Genomic DNA, 20,524 nt, shown 5'->3' on the forward strand with positions numbered 1-20,524 from the left:
AAAATATATTCATTACTCACATTAAGTGAGTTATAAAAAGTAATGTTAAAGTCTTTGCGTTATTTCTAACGTCTTTGTTGACACTTAATTATTAAGTATACACTTAATAAGATAGTAAACCAAGTTATAAAAATAAGCCAAACGATCTATTAGTACTAGTCAGCTAAACGTCTTACAACGCTTACACATCTAGCCTATCAACCAGCTAGTCTTGCTGGGATCTTCAGGGAAAGTTCATCTTAGAGTTGGCTTCGTGCTTAGATGCTTTCAGCGCTTATCTCATCCGTACGTAGCTACCCAACGATGCTCTTGGCAGAACAATTGGTACACTAGTGGTACGTTCATCCCGGTCCTCTCGTACTAGGGACAAATCTCTTCAACTTTCCTACGCCCACGGAAGATAGGGACCGAACTGTCTCACGACGTTCTGAACCCAGCTCGCGTACCGCTTTAAATGGCGAACAGCCATACCCTTGGGACCTGCTCCAGCCCCAGGATGCGATGAGCCGACATCGAGGTGCCAAACCTCCCCGTCGATGTGAGCTCTTGGGGGAGATCAGCCTGTTATCCCCGGCGTACCTTTTATCCTTTGAGCGATGGCCCTTCCACACAGAACCACCGGATCACTATGACCGACTTTCGTCTCTGTTCGACTTGTATGTCTCACAGTCAAGCTAGTTTATGCCATTATACTCAACTGGCGATTTCCATCCGCCATGAACTAACCTTTGTAAGCCTCCGTTACTTTTTAGGAGGCGACCGCCCCAGTCAAACTACCCACCAGACATTGTCCTCATACGGGATAACCGTACCAAGTTAGTAACTCAAATATTCAAGGGTGGTATCTCAAGGATGGCTCATCATAAACTGGCGTCTATGAATCAAAGCCTCCCACCTATCCTGCACAAGAATATCCAAGCTACAGTGTCAAGCTGTAGTAAAGGTGCACGGGGTCTTTCCGTCTTTCCGCGGGTAGGAGGAATTTTCACCTCCACTACAATTTCACTGGATCCCTGGTTGAGACAGCTCCCATCTCGTTACGCCATTCATGCAGGTCGGTATTTAACCGACAAGGAATTTCGCTACCTTAGGACCGTTATAGTTACGGCCGCCGTTTACTCGGGCTTCGATCAAATGCTTCGCTTACGCTGACATCATCAATTAACCTTCGAGCACCGGGCAGGCGTCACACCTTATACATCCACTTACGTGTTAGCAAAGTGCTGTGTTTTTGGTAAACAGTCGGGAGGGACTCTTTGTTGCAACCTCTTTAGCTTTTGAGAGTAAATCTCTATACCAAAGTAGGCACACCTTATACCGAAGATACGGTGCTAGTTTGCAGAGTTCCTTAACCAGGGTTCTTCCACGCGCCTTAGAATACTCATCCCACCCACCTGTGTCGGTTTACGGTACGGGCAACAAATAATATACTTAGTGGCTTTTCTTGGCACGACAGTATCATCGATTCTCTATCTTCTCCGAAGAGTGTCAAGAGCCTGTAAGATCTCGGTCTCGTGTATCCCGGATTTGCCTAAGATACGACCTACGTCCTTCGACCCACTATTCCATCAGTGAGCTCGATTAACTCTATGCGTCCCCACATCGCGCTTATTTGTTGGTATTGAAATATTAATCAATTTGCCATCGTCTACCCCTTTCGGACTCGACTTAGGTCCCGACTAACCCTACGATGACGAGCATCGCGTAGGAAACCTTGGGTTTTCGGCGTTGAGGATTCTCACCTCAATTATCGCTACTCATGCCTGCATGCTCACTTCTATCCGCTCCAACGCTCCTTACCGGTACATCTTCAACGCTGAATAGAACGCTCTCCTACCACTTGGATAAATCCAAGTCTAAAGCTTCGGTGCACATCTTAGCCCCGTTATATTTTCCGCGCAGAATCACTAGACCAGTGAGCTGTTACGCTTTCTTTAAAGGATGGCTGCTTCTAAGCCAACCTCCTGGTTGTCACAGTAACTCCACATCGTTTTCCACTTAGATGTGACTTAGGGACCTTAGCTGTTAGTCTGGGTTGTTCCCCTCTCGACATAGGATTTTATCACCCTACGCCTGACTCCTGCGATTACACATATAGTATTCATAGTTTGATAGGGTTTGGTACCGCGGTAAGCAGCCCTAGCCCATTCAGTGCTCTACCCCTATATGCTACTACGCAAGGCTATACCTAAATATATTTCGGAGAGAACCAGCTATCACGAAGTTTGATTGGCCTTTCACCCCTATCCACAAGTCATCCGAGCACTTTTCAACGCACACCGGTTCGGTCCTCCACTGGCTCTTACACCAGCTTCAACCTGCTCATGGATAGATCACTTCGTTTCGGGTCTGCAGCATCTGACTAAGTCGCCCTATTAAGACTCGCTTTCGCTACGGCTTCGCACTTGGCTTAACCTTGCCAGACACCACAACTCGCAGGCTCATTATGCAAAAGGCAGTCCGTCACCCTGTTAAAAACATAGGGCTCCGAATGATTGTAAGCTAATGGTTTCAGGTTCTATTTCACTCTCCTCGCTGGAGTACTTTTCACCTTTCCCTCACGGTACTTGTTCACTATCGATCTGTAAGTAGTATTTAGGATTGGAGGGTGGTCCCCCCAGATTCAGACAAAATATCACGTGTTCCGTCCTACTCAGGATACCAATAGAGTCATTGAAGATTTCGATTACGGGAGTATCACCCTTTATACTATAGCTTTCCAACTATTTCATCTATCTTCTTTGATCTCACATCTTGGTCCTACAACCCCCTATGCAAGCATAGGGTTTGTCCTAATCCCAGTTCGCTCGCCGCTACTATGGGAATCTCATTTGATTTCTCTTCCTCCGGTTACTGAGATGTTTCACTTCACCGGGTTAGCTCTCTTTCGAGTAACATATGTCTCCATATGCTGGGTTGTCCCATTCGGAAATTCCTGGATCAAAGCTTCTTGACAGCTCCCCAAGACTTATCGCAGTCTAGTACGTCCTTCATCGCCTCTTACAGTCTAGGCATCCACCATTAGCCCTTAATAGCTTATTATAATTTAGTTGATACAAGTATCAACCGCTTTTTTGAATAATTATTCCTTGGCTACTATCTTATTAAATTTACATTTAATAAGTTAGTTGTGTCTATCTATACTTTTTATTTAAACTTTCATTTAAATAAGTTTTTTTAGATATAAAATTTTTTATTTTTAATAAATTCTTCATACGAAAGATTTTATTAACGAAAAAATTAAAGACTTTAACATTATGTTTTTAAATATCATTTTGATTATAAAATCAAATATAAATACTTCTTTTAAGTACTTATATTTAGTTTTGTAAATCAGGATTGGTTTTAGATGGTGGAGAATAGCGGGATCGAACCGCTGACCTCCTGCGTGCAAGGCAGGCGCTCTCCCAGCTGAGCTAATTCCCCATCTGTGTTAACTTATTTTAGTTAGGTTAAGATTATTTATAAAAAATGGTGGGCCTACCAGGACTTGAACCTGGGACCTCACGATTATCAGTCGAGCGCTCTAGCCAGCTGAGCTATAGGCCCATTTTTATATTCACAAATAATCTTTATAAACCGAATATAGAAAAGGTTCAATAAACCTTTTTAGTTTTGAGTTTAGAAACGAATCTAAACTCTTTCTCTGAAAGGAGGTGATCCAACCGCAGGTTCTCCTACGGTTACCTTGTTACGACTTCACCCCAGTCGCTGAATCCACTGTGGAGGGTAGCTACTTTAGCATCCCCGCTTCGAATGAGTTCAACTCCCATGGTGTGACGGGCGGTGAGTACAAGACCCGGGAACGTATTCACCGTAGCATTGCTGATCTACGATTACTAGCGATTCCAACTTCAAGTAGTCGAGTTGCAGACTACTATCCGAACTGGGAGGCATTTTTGAGATTTGCTCCACCTCGCGGTATCGCTGCTCTTTGTATGCCCCATTGTAGCACGTGTGTAGCCCTGGACGTAAGGGCCATGATGACTTGACGTCGTCCTCACCTTCCTCCTGGTTACCCAGGCAGTCTCGTTAGAGTTCTCAGCCGAACTGTTAGCAACTAACGACGAGGGTTGCGCTCGTTGCGGGACTTAACCCAACATCTCACGACACGAGCTGACGACAGCCGTGCAGCACCTGTATGAAAGTTCTAGCAAGCTAGCACTATCACATCTCTGCGTTATTCTTTCTATGTCAAGTCCAGGTAAGGTTCTTCGCGTATCGTCGAATTAAACCACATGCTCCACCGCTTGTGCGGGTCCCCGTCTATTCCTTTGAGTTTTAATCTTGCGACCGTACTCCCCAGGCGGTACACTTAATGTGTTAACTGCATTACTGCAAGGTCTAGCCTCACAACAACTAGTGTACATCGTTTAGGGCGTGGACTACCAGGGTATCTAATCCTGTTTGCTCCCCACGCTTTCGCGTCTCAGCGTCAATAATGTTCCAGTAGATCGCCTTCGCAATCGGTATTCCTTCTGATCTCTACGGATTTTACCCCTACACCAGAAATTCCATCTACCTCTCCCATATTCTAGGTAAGCAGTTTTCAAAGCAGTTCAATGGTTGAGCCATTGGATTTCACTTCAAACTTACAAACCCGCCTACACGCTCTTTACGCCCAGTGATTCCGAGTAACGCTTGCACCCTCCGTATTACCGCGGCTGCTGGCACGGAGTTAGCCGGTGCTTATTCATATAGTACCGTCATTATCTTCCTATATAAAAGGAGTTTACGCACCGAAATGTGTCATCCTCCACGCGGCGTTGCTGCATCAGACTTTCGTCCATTGTGCAATATTCCCCACTGCTGCCTCCCGTAGGAGTCTGGACCGTGTCTCAGTTCCAGTGTGACTGATCATCCTCTCAAACCAGTTAGGCGTCATAGTCTTGGTGAGCCATTACCTCACCAACAAACTGATACCGTACAGGCCGATCCTAGAGCTATAAATATTTCCCTTGCAGTCTTAAGACTTAAAGGCATATGGGGTATTAGCATTCGTTTCCAAATGTTATCCCCCTCTCTAGGGCACGTTACCTATATATTACTCACCCGTGCGCCACTTAGCTGACAGTTATAGTAAACTATAACCCGTTCTCGTTCGACTTGCATGTGTTAAGCACGCCGCCAGCGTTCACTCTGAGCCAGGATCAAACTCTCCATAAATGAATGTTTGAAACTGACAATTTTTGTATTAATTACAAAATTATCACTCAAATGTTTTTACTTAATGTAAAAAGCTTAAATAGACAAGAAACTTGTTCTTGTTTTGTTTTATTGTTTATTCTATATTCGGTTTATAAAGATTACTTCTTTTTAAACCATCTGTTTTTAAAGATCATATCTCTTCAGAACTTTGTGTCGTTCCTCTGAAATTGGACGGGAATTATAGACAAATTAATCCCCTTTGTCAAGGGAGTTTTCTTAATTTGGGTTTAAATTATAAAATTTATCTTTTAATATATAAATCCTGTTTTATTTTCAACTGTAATAAATATTTTATTTGAATCTTTATCAACAATATTTATGATACATTTTTCTTCTAATTTATAATTAAAACTGTCATTTTCATCTTTAGATAATTTTGAATATACATTACCATCAAAACCAAATGAGATTTGAACAATAGCCTTAGTACTATTACAGGTAGCATATATTTCTCTTATATTAAAATTATCAGTTAAAAGTACATATTTACTATTTGAATTATTTGGTATACATTGTTTCCCAGTAAAAATATTTTTGTTAGAAAGGGGATCATCTAATGCTTCATCTGCAGCAACTTGACCAGTATTATTTAAATCTGAATACATAGTATAGTAAACACCATCTTTGTTTTTATCACAGTTAAATATTTTAAAAGACCATCTCTCTTTATGCCATTTTGAATCTGATTCATCATATTTGTTGTCAGTTAATGCTTTGTATCTAAGATACTTTAATTGAAGGATTAATCTATTTTTTAATTCATAAATATTATTTGTATTTGTTTTGGGAATAAATGATGTATATAATAGAGATAAAAGAAGTAGTACAATAATTAATTCAAGTATTGTAAATGATTTTTTCATTTAACTTTTTTAATATATAAAGTTTTTAAATCTCTTCCATAATAATTGACAGTAATAGAGCTTGTATATATGGTAGCTTTATTAAATGTAATAAAATAGTTATAGCCTTTTTTTATACCATAATATTTTAATCTTAATTGCAATCGCTCATCAGTTGTATACACTGAATCAATATTACGCTTTTTTAGCTCTTGAGCAATTTCTTTTATAAAATGGTATTTATAAGCAAAATGTTTTCTTTCATTTGGAATTACTAAATACAAAGGTTTATTTATAATTGTTAGTATTACATTTAGAAATAGCATAATAAAAACTAAAATTGCAGAGATATAGTGTTTCTTTCTAAACTGTTTTAATCTGACTCTGTATGAATGATAGAATGTTTTTAACATATAAGGTAATGAAATTACGACATAAGGTGCATAGTCTTCTATATAAATTCTTTGTCTAAGTGAAAAAATTAAAGATAAAAGTAAAGCTGTTGCTGAAATATACCATGTTAAAGTTTTCTCATTTTTAATTCCTGCTCTATAAATTGTATATACAAAATATACAAAAAGCAAAGGAGAAAAAATTGTTGAATAAATTGCAAAAGTATCTAAAAAATAACCTTTGGGTTTACCAGCTGATTCAAAACCATAAATATACATAGATAATGAGAATAAAACAAGTGAAGTAATTAGTATTTTTTTATCTTTACTTTTTAAACTAAATAAAAAAATTGCAAAATATAAAATTGCAAAGGAATTATCTATTAATAAGTATAAAAATAAAAGTATATAAGAATGTTTTTTCTCTTTATGAAAAAAGTAAAGATACAGTAAAGTGAAAAAAGTGACCATTATTGCACTATTAACTAGTAATGATGCACTTAAAACTCCAGGTAAAACCATAAATATAATAATAGATAGAAATCTATCTCTATCGTATTTAAAATATTTTTCTGTACTTTTGTACATTAATAGAACACTCAAAATATAAAAAACTATAAAGGGTAATCTAAGGGCTATATCATTTTGTCCAAATATATATATTGAGGTTTTTGTTATGTAAGTTAAAACAGAAGTATTTTCAAATACATTTAAAGCTTCTTTATAAGATATACTTAATGTATTTGATACAAAGAGCAGAACTACTACTAATATTGATAATAAAAAATAGAATAAGTAGTTGTAACTCTTTGAATTAATCATAATTTTAGAAAATTATCTATCATCTCATATCCATATTCACTCATTATAGATTCTGGATGAAATTGTACTCCATAAATTTGTTTATCTTTAATTTCTAAAGACATAATTTCATTGTCATCTAAACTCATTGATGTTGGAATAATACAAGATGGTAAATTATCTTGTTTTACTGTTAATGAATGATATCTAGTTTGAGTAAACTCTTTTGGAATATTCTTAAAAATATTAGTATCATTGATTACTTTAATTTTAGATGTTTTTCCATGCATCATATTTTCAGCTCTGATAACTTCAGCTCCAAAAACTTGTGCAATACTTTGATGACCTAAACAAATGCCAAATATTGGTTTTTTATCTGCAAAATGCTTAATAACATCTAAACATATACCAGCATCATTTGGTGTTGCAGGTCCTGGAGATATAATTATCTTTTCAGGATTTAGTTTCTCAATCTCTTCAACTGATAATTCATCATTTCTGATTACTTTAAGATCTGCTCCTAATTCTAAACAATATTGAACTATATTGTATGTAAAAGAATCATAGTTATCTATCATTAAAATCATTACTTATCCATACCCTCTTTGGCTTTATCCATGTCTTCTTTGATTTTATCCATGTCCATTCTAATTTGATTAAGTTCTTCTTGAGGTACACCTTCGTCAACGAACCATTTTACTTCATCAATCTGTCCACCATAATCTTCACCTAATTTTTCAATTTTTGTTGAATATTCTTCAATATCTTTACAGATTTCAACTCTACCATCTACTAAATCTTTTAGTTCAATATATACGCCACCAGTTTTATTACATTTGATTCTTGATTCAAAAATTACGCTCATAAGTATTTTCCTTAAAATAAAAATATATTATAACAATAAAAAATTAGTTTTAGGTTTAAACAAATTTTTTAAAAGCATAAAATAACTTACATGATAATCATTCTTACTATTAAGATTAATTAAAGTTAATAAACTCTATAATTGCGATAACAATTATCAGTATGATTTAAAATAAGGACAATCAATGATTAAAAAATTAGCATTAAGTGCAATAGTATTAGCAAGTTCGTTATACGCAAGTAGTGAAGTAAATGTTTACTCTCATAGACATTATGATACAGACAAGAAACTTTTCAAAATGTTTGAAGAAAAAACAGGAATTAAAGTTAATGTTGTTAAAGCAAAAGCTTCTGCTTTAATTAAAAGAATGGAATCTGAAGGTGCTAAATCGCCTGCTGACGTTTTAATCACGGTTGATGCTGGAAGATTATATCAAGCAAAAAGTAAAGATTTATTACAATCAATTAACTCTAACTACTTAACTACAAATATCCCTGCTACATTAAGAGATAAAGACAACAAATGGTTTGCCTTAACAAAAAGATCAAGAGTTGCAGTATATAGAATTGGTTCAGGAATGGACTCAAAATTATCTACTTATGAAGGTTTAGCTGATCCTAAATTCAAGGGTCAAATTATGGTTAGATCATCAAATAATATCTATAACCAATCTTTAATGGCAGCAATGATTGCTCACCATGGTAAAGAATATGCATTAAACTGGGCAAAAGGTGTTGTTGCCAACATGGCTAAAGCTCCAAAAGGTAATGATAGATACCAAGTTAAAGCTGTAGCAAATGGAATTGGTTCTGTTGCAATTGCAAATACTTACTACATTGGTAAAATGGTTCATAACAAAGACGCTTCTCAAAGAGAATCTGTAAAAAAAGTTAAAATTTTCTTCCCTAAATTTGAAAATGGTGGAACTCACATTAACGTATCTGGTGCAGGTGTTGCAAAATACGCTCCAAATAAAGACAACGCAATTAAATTTGTTGAATTCTTAGCATCTAAAGAAGCACAAGAATTATTCGCGCAAGCTAACTATGAATACCCAGTATTAGCAGGTGTTAAATCTTCTGAATTAGTTTCATCTTGGGGTCAGTTTAAAGATGATACAATCTCGATTAACACATTAGGTGAAAACAATAAAGCTGCTGTTAAAGTATTTGATCAAGCAGGTTGGAAGTAATAATAATTGATAAACAATTTTTCGAAATTAAAAATAAGTAGTGTTTTTTTAACACTACTTATATCTGCACCAGCAATAATAATATTTTTATATCTATTTATAGGATCTAGTGAAAACTGGGAACACTTAAAAGAAACTCTTCTTTTTGAATATGTATTTAATTCGCTATATATTATGATTGGTGTTGCAGTACTAACTGCCTTAATTGGTTTTACCACAGCATATCTTACATCTTTATATACCTTTTCTTTTTCTAAATTTTTTCATTATGGACTAATCCTACCCTTTGCTATTCCTACATATATTATGGCATTTATTTATGGTGGTATGTTCGATATTACAGGTTCAGTTACTACATTTATTCTAGATACTTTAGGGAAAACTTTAGATGAAGTTATCTTCTTTGATATTATGTCAATTGAAGGTGCTATTATAATTATGTCTTTAGTTTTATATCCATATGTATATTTAATTTGTAAAACATATCTTTCGTTTGAATCTGCATCAATTATTGATGCCGCTAAAACATTCAATTTATCTTCTTGGCAGATTTTAAAGAAAGTAATTTTACCAATATCTAGACCTGCTATTGTTGCAGGAGTTACACTTGCAGTTATGGAAGCAGTTGCTGATTTTGGAGTTATGGATTATTTTGGAGTAAGTACTTTTGTAACTGGGATTTTTAGGGCTTGGTTTGGAATGGGTTCTGTAGAAGACGCCGCAAAACTAGCTAGTATTTTAATGACTTTTGTATTTTTACTAATTGTTTTAGAAAGACTTCAAAGAAGAAATAAAGTATATAAAAGTTCTGGAAAAGATTTTAAACCAATAGATAAAGTTAAATTAACTGGTTTTAAAAATGTCTTAGCAGTAATTACATGTTTTGTTCCATTTTTCTTAGGTTTCTTATTACCATTCATTCAATTATGTTTTTGGTTTGCTATTTCTTATGAAGAAATAATTGATGAAGACTTTATGACTTTACTATATCAAACATTAACATTAGCCTTAGGTTCAGCAGCTTTAATTACAGCATTGGCTTTACTATTTGTATACAATGTAAGAGTTAATCAAGACAAAAGTTCATCAATACTAACACAAGTTGTAAAAATGGGATATTCAATTCCAGGAGCAGTAGTAGCTGTTGGTATATTATCATTCTTTGCTATTTTAGATAGATATGTAATTGATTTATTTTCATCAACATATATAATCTCAGGAACAGTTATTGCCGTTGTATTTGGTTATTGTGTAAGATTCTTAGCAATTGCTATTAATAACTTCGAATCAGGATTTACTAGAATTCCAACTACATATGATGATGCGGCTAAAACATTTAATATAGGTCAAAATAAAACATTTGTAAAAATATTCTTACCTTTACTAAAAAATTCAGCATTTGCTGCATTTATTGTTATATTTATTGAAGTAATTAAAGAACTTCCTTTAACTATGATATTAAGACCATTTAACTATGATACTTTAGCTGTAAGAGCATTAGAATTAACACAACAAGCACAAATTATAGAATCATCTGTACCATCAATGTTTATTATTGTAATTGGAATAATATCGGTGACACTATTAGCAAAAAATATGAATAAGGCATAAAACTTATGGTAAGTGTAAATAACTTTTCAATTAAATTTGATACAACTTCAATATTAGAAGATATTACTTTCGATGTACAATCAGGAGAGATTGTTACTTTATTAGGTCAAAGTGGATGTGGTAAAACAACAATTTTAAGATCTATTGCAGGACTACAAAGAGAACATGGTGGGAATATCTGTATAGGTGATACATGTGTATCTTCTAAAGAAATATATGAAAAAAATAGAGAAGTTGGATATATTTTTCAAGATTATGCCCTATTTCCACATTTAAATGTAGAAGATAATATTGCTTTTGCTTTAGACAAATTATCTAAAAAAGAAAAAGAAAAAAGAGTTCTTCAACTATTAGAACAATTTGATATTACAGATCATAGAAAAAAACAAATTCATCAGCTTTCAGGTGGACAACAACAAAGAGTTGCAATTGCTAGAGCAATGGCAAATAATCCAAAAATATTATTACTAGATGAGCCTTTTGCAAATCTTGATTCACAACTAAGATATAAAACAAAAATTTGGTTAAAAAACCTAATCAAAAAATATAATCTTAGTGCTATTCTTGTAACTCATGATAAAAAAGAAGCCTTAACAATATCGGATAAAATTGGTATTATCCATGATAAAAAATTATTACAATTTGATACAACAAATGAGATTTATAATAATCCAGCAAACTATTATATTGCAAACTTCTTATCAGAGATAAATGTACTTTCAAGTGAAGTAACAAAAAGTATGAATTTAGAAATAAATGAAAAACAAATAGCAGTAATTTCTATTAATAAATGTTTACTTACAAATGAAAAAAATAATTTTGAAGTTGAGATAATAGATTCATCATTCTGTGGTGAATATTATGAAATTGTAGCAAAATTAAAAAACTTCCCAGAAAACCCAAATTTTATAATTCATCAAAAAGAATTTGATACATTAAAAGAAGAGAATAATCTTTATTTAGAAATTAAAAAGAGTGAAATAAAAATAATTTTTAAATAATTCTTAATTTTAAATTAATAATTTAATTTAATTATGTATAATGTTTGAATGTTATTTAAAAATATTCTTACATTATTTATTATACTACTATTAAATGCTAGTGCAAATAGCCAAGATAGAATTAATCTACAATTAGATTGGTTACATCAATTCCAATTTGCAGGTTATTATATAGCAAAAGAAAAAGGTTATTATTCTGATAATAATCTAGATGTAAATATTAAAGAATTTAATTATAATCTTAATTTACTAGAAAATGTACTTGAAAATGACAATACTTATAGTGTTGGAAAGTCATCACTAATTATTGACCGTTTACAAGGTCATAAAGTTGTATTACTTAATGCAATTTATCAAAATTCTCCTATGGTTTTATTAAGTCTAAAAAAATCAAATATTAAATCTATAAATGATTTTAAATCAAAAAAAATAATGCTAACAAGCGATGCAAGATCAGCTGCCAGTATCAATTCAATGATTAAATCTGAAGGTATTAAAACAAATGAAATAGATTTTATTCCTCACTCTTTTAAATTAGATGATTTAATCTCAGGGAAAACGGATTTAATGGGTTCATATTTATCTAATGAACCATATATTCTAAAAAATAAGGGTATTGAATATGATATTTTTAATCCTAAAGATTATGGCTTTGATTTCTATGGAGGTATTTTATTCACATCCCAAAAAGAATTAAAAAATAACCCAATAAGAGTAAAAAAGTTTACGGAAGCCACATTAAAAGGTTGGGCTTACGCTTTTGAGAATATAGAAGAAACAGCAAAACTGATATATAACAAATACAATACTCAAAATAAATCTTTGAAGTCATTAATATATGAAGCTAAGGTACTTAAAAAATTATCCAAATATAATGAAGGAATCCTAGGACAAATTGACAAGAAAAAAATACTTGAGATGAAACGTTTATATTTAGTATTAGGATTTAAAAAGAATGTCGATTTTGAAATTGAAGATTTTATATATAATAAAAAAGATTTCTTTTTAAATGCAACTGAGAGAAAATTTCTTAAAAGTAAAAACTTCACTCTAATATCAAATAGCAAAAATATGCCATATTCATATAAAATCAATAATCAATTAGATGGAATTGAACTTGATTACTGGAGATTACTAGAAAATAAATTAAATAAGAATTTTAATATTATTGAGTATCCACCAAGTGAAAAGATCTTGAGTGCAATACAAACAAATGATAGGATGTTTAGAGTTAACTATAATAAGAATAGTGTAGATTTACAAAAAACTAGCCTTAGTAAACCTCTAACAAATATATCAATGGCTATTGCTACAGATAATAATACTAACCTTATTACAGACTTATCTTTAATAAAAAATAAAAAAATCGCATTACTTGAGAAAACATCTATTTTTTATTCTCTAAAAAAGAATTATCCTGATATTGAGTTTATACAAGTTGATACTTTAAACAAAGCATTTTCAATGCTTGAAGATAAGAAAATATTTGGAGTTATTCATAATATATTTAGTCTTTCATATAATATTATAAAGAAAAAAAACAATCATATTAAAATATCTGGTACTTTACCTTATACAATGGAAATAAGATTAAGTACAAAAAAAGAGAATCAAATTGCTATTGATATTCTAAATAAAATTATTGATCAATTCACTCAAGATGAAAAAGATATGATTGAACATAAATATCAATTAGTTTTATATCAAGAAATTAATGATTACTCATGGGTTTATAAATATATTGCTCCTTTATTTATTATCATAATTGTTATATTGATAATAAATACAAAAATGAGAAAAGAGATTAAGAAGCGTAAAATAGCAGAAAAAGCTCTTATTGATTATGCAAACAAAGATAGTTTAACAAAAGTATTTAATAGAAGAAAAATTGAAAAGATCATGACTAGTGAGATAAAAAAAGCAAAAAATAGTGATTCAATTTTTTCAATTATATTTCTTGATATTGATGACTTTAAAGCAATCAATGATACGCAAGGACATATCAAAGGAGATCATGTTTTAGTATCTATTAGTAAGCTTGTCTCAAAACACATAAGAAGTACTGATTATATTGGTAGATGGGGAGGAGAAGAGTTTATTGTGATACTTCCTAATACGAATAAAGATGAAGCTGTGAAAGTTGCACAGTTTTTAAAAGAGCTTATTATAAATAAAGATTTAAAAATAGGAAAAACATTAACTTCTAGTTTTGGAGTTACAGAATATAAAAATAATGATACTAAAGCAGATATTATAAAAAGAGCTGATAAAGCTATGTATTTTGTAAAAGAAAATGGAAAGAATGATATAAAAGTTTTATAAAGATAAGAGAAATCTCTTATCTTTATAGTTGGAATTCTTTTTTGAATTCATCACTTATATCAATAATTCCTCTTTCTTGTAAAGAATCTAAAACCTCAGGTGTACAATCTACATCATCTGGCCATCTTCTTTTGAAATTATCAAATGAATTTTTATTTGTACTATCAATACAAATTGTATTTGATTCAATATAAACATCTCTATTTGAATCCATATTATTAACAACTCTCCAAACTAACATGTATGGATTATTAACATCATTTTGATTTGCAGCATCAATCATAATAACTACCTTCATATTTTCATATAATGGCTTTAAGTCTTCAAACAGATGTTTTTGACTTCTAGTTTTATTTACTGTAATAATTGTAACTGGATTCTTTGTATTAGTATAATATTGTTTTAAATCTACAACTTCATTAGTTAAAGATTTCATTTTGAATAATAACTCATCATCTTCAATCTGAGTGATACCTAATTCTTCAATCTCTTCACCTGTACAATCAAGTCCTAGTTTTCCACCTAATGCAAACTTAGGAGAAGAGTGATCAAGTGCATCAACTACACCTTTTGAAATCATAATATCATCTATGTTAAGTCTATTTAATATATGCTCTACTATAGCATCATGGTCTGTTAAATCTGGAGCATCTTCATTTACAAAGATTGCATGTTTAACAAAAGACATTTGCCCTACTCCCCAGAATGCATGCATCATTTGTTGTGCGTGACCTGGATATAAAGTTTTGATTTTTGCTAAAATAAGATTATGGAACACACCATTTTCTGGCATATAATAATCTATTAAATCAGGTGCTGTAGTTTTAAGTAAGGGTAAGAAAATTCTCTCTGTTGCATGTCCCATATACTTATCTTCTAATGGTGGCTTACCAACTACAGTTGCAAGGTATGTTGGTTTTGCTTTTGAAGTAATAGCAGTTACTTCCATAAATGGATATTCTTCTTCAAGAGTATAATATCCAGTATGATCTCCAAATGGTCCTTCAATTCTTAGTTTAGATGGGTCAACAAATCCTTCAATAATAAAATCATTATCTTTTGGAACCCAAATATCATTTGTAATTGATTTTACAAGTTGAGCATTTTTATTCTTTACAAAACCATATAACATTAATTCAAAAATCCCAATTGGTAATGGAGCTTGTCCACACCAAATATACATAGGGTCTCCACCAATACCAATAGATACAGGCATTTTTTTACCAGCTTTTTTGTATTCATGGAAAAAGTGATTTGAATCTTTGTGGATTTGCCAGTGCATTCCTAGAGTATTGTCTTCATATACTTGAAGTCTATACATACCTAAGTTTTTCATCTCACCATTTAAAGAAGTAGTATATACTTGCCCCATAGTAATAAATGGTCCACCATCTTGCTCCCAAGTAGTAAGAACAGGTAAATCAGAAAGTTTTGCATCAGAGCCTAGTTTTATTACTTGCTGACACTCACCTTTTCCTTTGTTCTTTTTAGGAATTGTATTTTTTAATGCAAATAACTTTCCAAAAGTAGAAAGTTTTTCACTAAAAGTAGTAGGTGGTTTCATCTTTAGTAAAGACTCAATCTCAGCACCAATTTTATCTCCATCACCTATGAATAATTTAACTGCTTTTTCATTACAGAATACATTCATAAGAATTGGCATATCATATTTTTTGTCATTCTTTTTATCAACAACATTTGTAAATAAAAGGGCTTTTGAATCCTCTTTTTTTACTTCAATATATGCAATATGAGGTATCTCTAAATAAATATCTAATTCATCGTCAATAACTCTAAGTAAATCATGTTTTTTTAATAGTTCAATTGCTTCTTTCATTTAATCCCCATGATAGTTTGTATTAGTATAAAACTTATATCATTTTATCAATAAAAAATAGTTTATAATAGAGGTTTTATGTATGATTTATAAAAAGATACTAATTTCAATATTCATAAAAATAAGCAAAATTAAGATTATTTGTATAAAATTTACTTAAAACAATTATTAGGTATAAATATGAATTACAATTTTGACGAAGAAAACAATAGAAAAAATACAAACTGTGAAAAACACGATGCTTTAGAAAAATATTTTGGTTATGAAGATTTGCAAGCTTTATGGGTTGCAGATATGGATTTTAAAACTCCTGCATTTATTAATGACAAAATTCTTGAGGCAGCGAAAAACTCAACTTATGGATATAGCTTGCAAAGTGATGATTTATTTAATTCAATAATAAATTGGCAAAAGAATCAACATAATTGGAATGTAAAAAAAGATGAAATCTATATGGTAAATGGTGTAGTTCCCGCTTATTCCGCTTGTATTGAAGCTTTTTGTCCAAATGAGAATGATGAAGTAATCGTTCAAACTCCAATTTATCCTCCACTATTTAAATGTGTACAATCAAATAATAGAAAATTAATCATAAATGAATTAAAAGAAGTAGATGGTTATTATACTATGGATTTAGAAGACTTAAAAGCTAAGATTACAAAAAATACTAAAGTCCTAGCTTTATGCTCACCTCATAATCCAGTAGGAAGAGTTTGGAATAAAAAAGAATTAGAAGATTTAGCACACATATGTAAAGAGAATAATATTGTAATAGTCTCTGATGAAATACACTCTGATATTACATTTAAAAAGTTCATTCCACTTGCATCAATTTCTAAAGAAATTGCAGATATTACTATTACACTAAATTCTGCAGGAAAGACATTTAACATTGCTGGACTAAATACATCTTATGCAATTTCACACAATCCTGAATTACTTGAAACATTTAAGAAAGTTTCACAAAAAAGACAAATAAATTCTATAAATTTCTTTGGTTATATTGCAACACAAGCTGCGTACGAAAATGGTGCAGAATTCGTTTCACAACTGAAAAAATACATCCAAAATAATATAGAATTAACAAAAAATTATTTAAAAATAAATAACTTACCTATCGAATTTTACGAGCCTGAAGCTACATATTTAATTTGGTTGTGTTTCAAAAATACACAGCTGTCTCACAAAGTAATAAAAGAGAAGTTATTGACTGAATCTAAACTAGCATTAAACGATGGTGTTTCTTTTGGTAGCAATGGTTATTCTTACTTTAGATTGAACACAGCACTTAACAAAGAGCGATTACATGAGGCTTTGAGAAAATTATCAAAGGCATTTTAATTAAATATAGGCAATAAAGTATTACCTTTTTTCTCATAATGAGAATAAACGTTTTATAAATGAGTGAAAAACTTCAAAATAGTCATTGATTTGTGTACAATCTTCAAATGATATTAAAATAAATAGGATATGAAATGTCAACAGAATTAATTCTTGCATCTGTTATTTTTGTCGCAATCGGACTTATCTTAGTTGGAGTATTCACTTTAACTAGATTTATTGGTCCTAAAAATGAACATGCGGAAATGAAAAATACAGTATATGAAAGTGGTGTATCTAACCCAGTTGGTAATACAAATATTAGATTTTCAATTAAATTTTATTTAGTTGCAATTTTATTTGTTCTGTTTGATGTGGAAATCATATTTATGTTTCCGTGGGCTGTAAATATTAAAGAACTAGGATATCTTGGACTATTTGAAATGTTCATGTTTATGGGACTTTTATTTTCAGGCTTAATTTATATATATAAGAAAAAGGCACTATCATGGGATTAGGCGCAGAATCAAAACTTGGTGATTCAATAGTTACTACAAAACTTGATCACGCAGTTAACTGGGGTAGATCTTATTCGTTATGGCCAATGGTATTTGGTACTGCTTGTTGTGGTATTGAATTCATGTCAGTTGCCGGTGCTAAATACGATTTATCTAGATTTGGAGCAGAAGTTGTAAGATTTTCTCCTAGACAAGCTGATTTACTTATTGTTGCTGGAACTATTTCTTATAAGCAAGCACCAATTCTAAAAAAAATATATGAGCAAATGTGTGAACCTAAATGGGTTATCTCTATGGGTGCATGTGCTTGTTCAGGTGGATTTTACGATAACTACACAACATTACAAGGAATTGATGAAATCATTCCCGTAGATGAATATGTAGCAGGTTGTCCTCCAAGGCCTGAAGCTGTACTTGATGCAATTATGAGAATTCAAGAAAAAGCTAATGATGAATCAATTATCAAAGATAGAGTTAAAGACTACAAAGGATTCTTAGATGCTTAAATGTGATATGTTAATTGATTCAAGTGAAATCAAATCTACGATTTCAAAACTAAAAAATGAAGACAACTATTCAATCTTACTTGATGTTACAGTTGTTGATTACTCTAAATATCCAGATGTAACTCCTTCTAGATTCGCTGTAATATATATTCTAAGAGATGGAAGTTTTAAAAATCAAACTTCAGTTAAAGCATATATTGATGATGCAACATTAGAAGTTGATACTATTTCTGATTTATATAAAGCTGCTGATTGGGGTGAAAGAGAAGCTTATGACCAATATGGTATAAAATTCAAAGGTCACAAAAATCTAAAAAGACTTTTAAACCATCACCAATTTTTTGGTTATCCTTTAAGAAAAGATTATCCAATTACAAAAGGTCAAATCTGTACTGAAACAGAAGATTTAATGGATGAGATGTTGCCTCTTTTAGATTCAAAAGGTTACTCTCAAGAAGAAATCAATGATTTAATGTTATTAAATGTTGGTCCTTCACACCCTGCTTCTCATGGTACTATTAGAAACTTCGTAGCTATGGAAGGTGAAACAATCACTGCTTGTGTTACTGAAATTGGTTACTTACATAGAGGTTTTGAAAAATCTTGTGAGAATCATACTTATTCACAAGTAATTCCCTATACAGATAGATTAAACTACTGTTCTGCTATTTTAAATAACATTGGTTATTCAAAAGCTGTTGAAGAGATGTTAAATATCGATATTACACAAAGAGCTAAATTTATTAGAATTATTATTGGTGAGTTATCAAGAATTATTGATCACTTAGTATGTAATGCTGCAAATATGGTAGATTTAGGTGGACTTACAAACTTCTGGTATTTATTTGCTCCAAGAGATAAAGCATATGATTTATTATCAAAATTAACAGGTGCTAGACTTACAAATACATATACGAGAATCGGTGGATTAGAATTCGATTTATATGATGGTTTTGATGAAGATATGGCAGAAGTACTAAAAGATGTTGAAATTGCTATTGATGATGCATTAAGTCTAGTTGCTAGAAATAAAATTTTCCATGATAGAACACAAGATGTAGGTGTTATTAAGTCTGATTTTGCTCTTAATGCAGGAATTTCTGGACCAAACTTAAGATCAACTGGTATTCCACATGACCTTAGAAAGGACAAACCATATTACGGATATGAAAACTTCGATTTTGATATCGTTGTTGGATCACATGGTGATGTATATGACAGAGTAATGTGTAGATTTGAAGAAATGAGACAATCTGTAAAAATCATTAGACAAGCTATGAAAGAATTACCAGATGGAGCAATTAATGTTGATGCACCTGGTATTTTACTTCCATCTAAAAAAGATGTTTATGGAAATATTGAAGGTTTAATGAATCAATTTAAACTTACTTTTGAAGGTATAAAAGTACCAAAAGGTGAATATTATTCATCTACAGAAGCTGGAAATGGAGAATTAGGATTCTTTATTACTAGTGATGGAACAGGTACACCATACAAAGTAAAATGTAGACCACCTTGTTTTTATTCACTTGGTGCATATGCCAATATTGTAGAAGGTGGAATGCTTGCTGATGCCGTTGTTACAATGGCAAGTATGAACTTTATTGCTGGGGAGTTTGATAGATAATGAAAACATTTACATATACAGAAGAAAATGAAAAAGAGTTTCAAAGAATTCTAAAAAAATATCCAAATTCTGATGCAATGATGCTTCCAGGACTTTGGTTAGTACAAGAACAAGAAGGATGGGTTTCACCTGAAGCTATGATTTTTATGGCTAACAGATTAAACAAATCTCCAATTGAAGTACACTCTTTTGCAACATTTTACACAATGTTCAATCTAAAACCAATTGGTACATATCATATTGAATTATGTAAAACATTATCATGCATGGTGATGGGTGCACCTGAACTTAAAAAATTCATTAAAGAGACTTTAAATATTGAACCAGGACAAACTTCAGAAGATGGAAAATTTCATTTTTCAGAAGTTGAATGCCAAGGGGCTTGTGGAGGTGCACCAATGATTGCACTAAATAATACATACCATGAAAATATGACTATTGAAAAATTAGAAAATATTATTAAGGGGTGTAGACAATGAGTT

General features: G+C 31.8%; 14 protein-coding genes, 2 tRNA genes and 2 rRNA genes. 9 read left to right on the forward strand and 9 right to left on the reverse strand.

Annotated elements, in window-relative coordinates; all coding sequences use genetic code 11:
• Nucleotides 1-128 precede the first annotated feature (128 nt).
• From ALEK_RS14745 to ALEK_RS14780, 8 genes are all read right to left on the reverse strand, one after another.
• Nucleotides 129-3,042, reverse strand: a 23S ribosomal RNA gene (locus tag ALEK_RS14745).
• A gap of 308 nt (nucleotides 3,043-3,350) precedes the next feature.
• Nucleotides 3,351-3,426, reverse strand: a tRNA-Ala gene (locus ALEK_RS14750).
• A 46-nt stretch (nucleotides 3,427-3,472) separates the two neighbouring features.
• A tRNA-Ile gene (locus ALEK_RS14755) sits at nucleotides 3,473-3,549 on the reverse strand.
• A 100-nt stretch (nucleotides 3,550-3,649) separates the two neighbouring features.
• A 16S ribosomal RNA gene (locus tag ALEK_RS14760) occupies nucleotides 3,650-5,166 on the reverse strand.
• Together the 16S and 23S rRNA genes with 2 tRNA genes alongside form the textbook arrangement of a ribosomal RNA operon.
• A gap of 290 nt (nucleotides 5,167-5,456) precedes the next feature.
• Complete coding sequence (locus ALEK_RS14765; protein WP_071627653.1) at nucleotides 5,457-6,071, reverse strand: hypothetical protein; 615 nt, start codon at nucleotides 6,069-6,071, stop codon at nucleotides 5,457-5,459.
• Nucleotides 6,068-7,264: an ArnT family glycosyltransferase gene (locus ALEK_RS14770; RefSeq protein ID WP_071627652.1), complete on the reverse strand. Its 1,197-nt coding sequence runs from the start codon at nucleotides 7,262-7,264 to the stop codon at nucleotides 6,068-6,070. Before ALEK_RS14770 ends, ALEK_RS14765 begins: the two co-directional genes overlap by 4 nt.
• A complete protein-coding gene (locus tag ALEK_RS14775; protein WP_071627651.1) occupies nucleotides 7,261-7,830 on the reverse strand; it encodes an anthranilate synthase component II in 570 nt (189 codons plus the stop codon). Before ALEK_RS14775 ends, ALEK_RS14770 begins: the two co-directional genes overlap by 4 nt.
• Nucleotides 7,830-8,108, reverse strand: coding sequence for a hypothetical protein (locus tag ALEK_RS14780; RefSeq protein ID WP_071627650.1), 279 nt, complete (start codon nucleotides 8,106-8,108; stop codon nucleotides 7,830-7,832). Before ALEK_RS14780 ends, ALEK_RS14775 begins: the two co-directional genes overlap by 1 nt.
• Nucleotides 8,109-8,292: 184 nt before the next feature.
• On the opposite strand from ALEK_RS14780, the gene ALEK_RS14785 reads away from it, so the two are divergent.
• The 4 genes from ALEK_RS14785 to ALEK_RS14800 are packed head-to-tail and all read left to right on the forward strand — an operon-like array spanning nucleotide 8,293 to nucleotide 14,234.
• Entirely contained in the window at nucleotides 8,293-9,300 is a 1,008-nt protein-coding gene (locus ALEK_RS14785) for a Fe(3+) ABC transporter substrate-binding protein (RefSeq protein WP_071627649.1), read from the forward strand.
• Nucleotides 9,301-9,306: 6 nt separating this feature from the next.
• A complete protein-coding gene (locus tag ALEK_RS14790; RefSeq protein WP_071627648.1) occupies nucleotides 9,307-10,911 on the forward strand; it encodes an ABC transporter permease in 1,605 nt (534 codons plus the stop codon).
• 5 nt (nucleotides 10,912-10,916) lie between these two features.
• A complete protein-coding gene (locus tag ALEK_RS14795) occupies nucleotides 10,917-11,912 on the forward strand; it encodes an ABC transporter ATP-binding protein (protein WP_071627647.1) in 996 nt (331 codons plus the stop codon).
• Nucleotides 11,913-11,960: 48 nt separating this feature from the next.
• Nucleotides 11,961-14,234: a transporter substrate-binding domain-containing diguanylate cyclase gene (locus ALEK_RS14800; RefSeq protein WP_071627646.1), complete on the forward strand. Its 2,274-nt coding sequence runs from the start codon at nucleotides 11,961-11,963 to the stop codon at nucleotides 14,232-14,234.
• A gap of 22 nt (nucleotides 14,235-14,256) precedes the next feature.
• Here ALEK_RS14800 and ALEK_RS14805 read toward each other — a convergent pair whose 3' ends face one another.
• Nucleotides 14,257-16,071 (reverse strand): menaquinone biosynthesis decarboxylase, encoded by a 1,815-nt coding sequence (locus tag ALEK_RS14805; RefSeq protein WP_071627645.1) that lies wholly within the window; start codon nucleotides 16,069-16,071, stop codon nucleotides 14,257-14,259.
• Between the two features lie 180 nt (nucleotides 16,072-16,251).
• On the opposite strand from ALEK_RS14805, the gene ALEK_RS14810 reads away from it, so the two are divergent.
• The 5 genes from ALEK_RS14810 (at nucleotide 16,252) to ALEK_RS14830 (ending at nucleotide 20,521) form a co-directional block, all read left to right on the forward strand.
• Nucleotides 16,252-17,412: a MalY/PatB family protein gene (locus ALEK_RS14810; RefSeq protein ID WP_071627644.1), complete on the forward strand. Its 1,161-nt coding sequence runs from the start codon at nucleotides 16,252-16,254 to the stop codon at nucleotides 17,410-17,412.
• 134 nt (nucleotides 17,413-17,546) lie between these two features.
• Nucleotides 17,547-17,909 carry an NADH-quinone oxidoreductase subunit A gene (locus ALEK_RS14815; protein WP_071627643.1) on the forward strand — a complete coding sequence of 121 codons (363 nt, stop codon included), beginning with the start codon at nucleotides 17,547-17,549 and terminating at the stop codon, nucleotides 17,907-17,909.
• Nucleotides 17,900-18,415: an NADH-quinone oxidoreductase subunit B gene (locus ALEK_RS14820; protein ID WP_071627642.1), complete on the forward strand. Its 516-nt coding sequence runs from the start codon at nucleotides 17,900-17,902 to the stop codon at nucleotides 18,413-18,415. The genes ALEK_RS14815 and ALEK_RS14820 overlap by 10 nt, the downstream gene beginning before the upstream one ends.
• On the forward strand, nucleotides 18,408-20,042 hold the full coding sequence (locus tag ALEK_RS14825; protein ID WP_071627641.1) for an NADH-quinone oxidoreductase subunit D: 1,635 nt from the start codon (nucleotides 18,408-18,410) through the stop codon (nucleotides 20,040-20,042). Before ALEK_RS14820 ends, ALEK_RS14825 begins: the two co-directional genes overlap by 8 nt.
• Nucleotides 20,042-20,521, forward strand: a complete 480-nt coding sequence (locus ALEK_RS14830; protein ID WP_071627640.1) for an NADH-quinone oxidoreductase subunit NuoE family protein — start codon at nucleotides 20,042-20,044, stop codon at nucleotides 20,519-20,521. The genes ALEK_RS14825 and ALEK_RS14830 overlap by 1 nt, the downstream gene beginning before the upstream one ends.
• Nucleotides 20,522-20,524: the final 3 nt, after the last annotated feature.

It is taken from the genome of Poseidonibacter lekithochrous (assembly GCF_013283835.1).
In the GTDB taxonomy this organism is placed as follows: Bacteria; Campylobacterota; Campylobacteria; order Campylobacterales; family Arcobacteraceae; genus Poseidonibacter; species Poseidonibacter lekithochrous.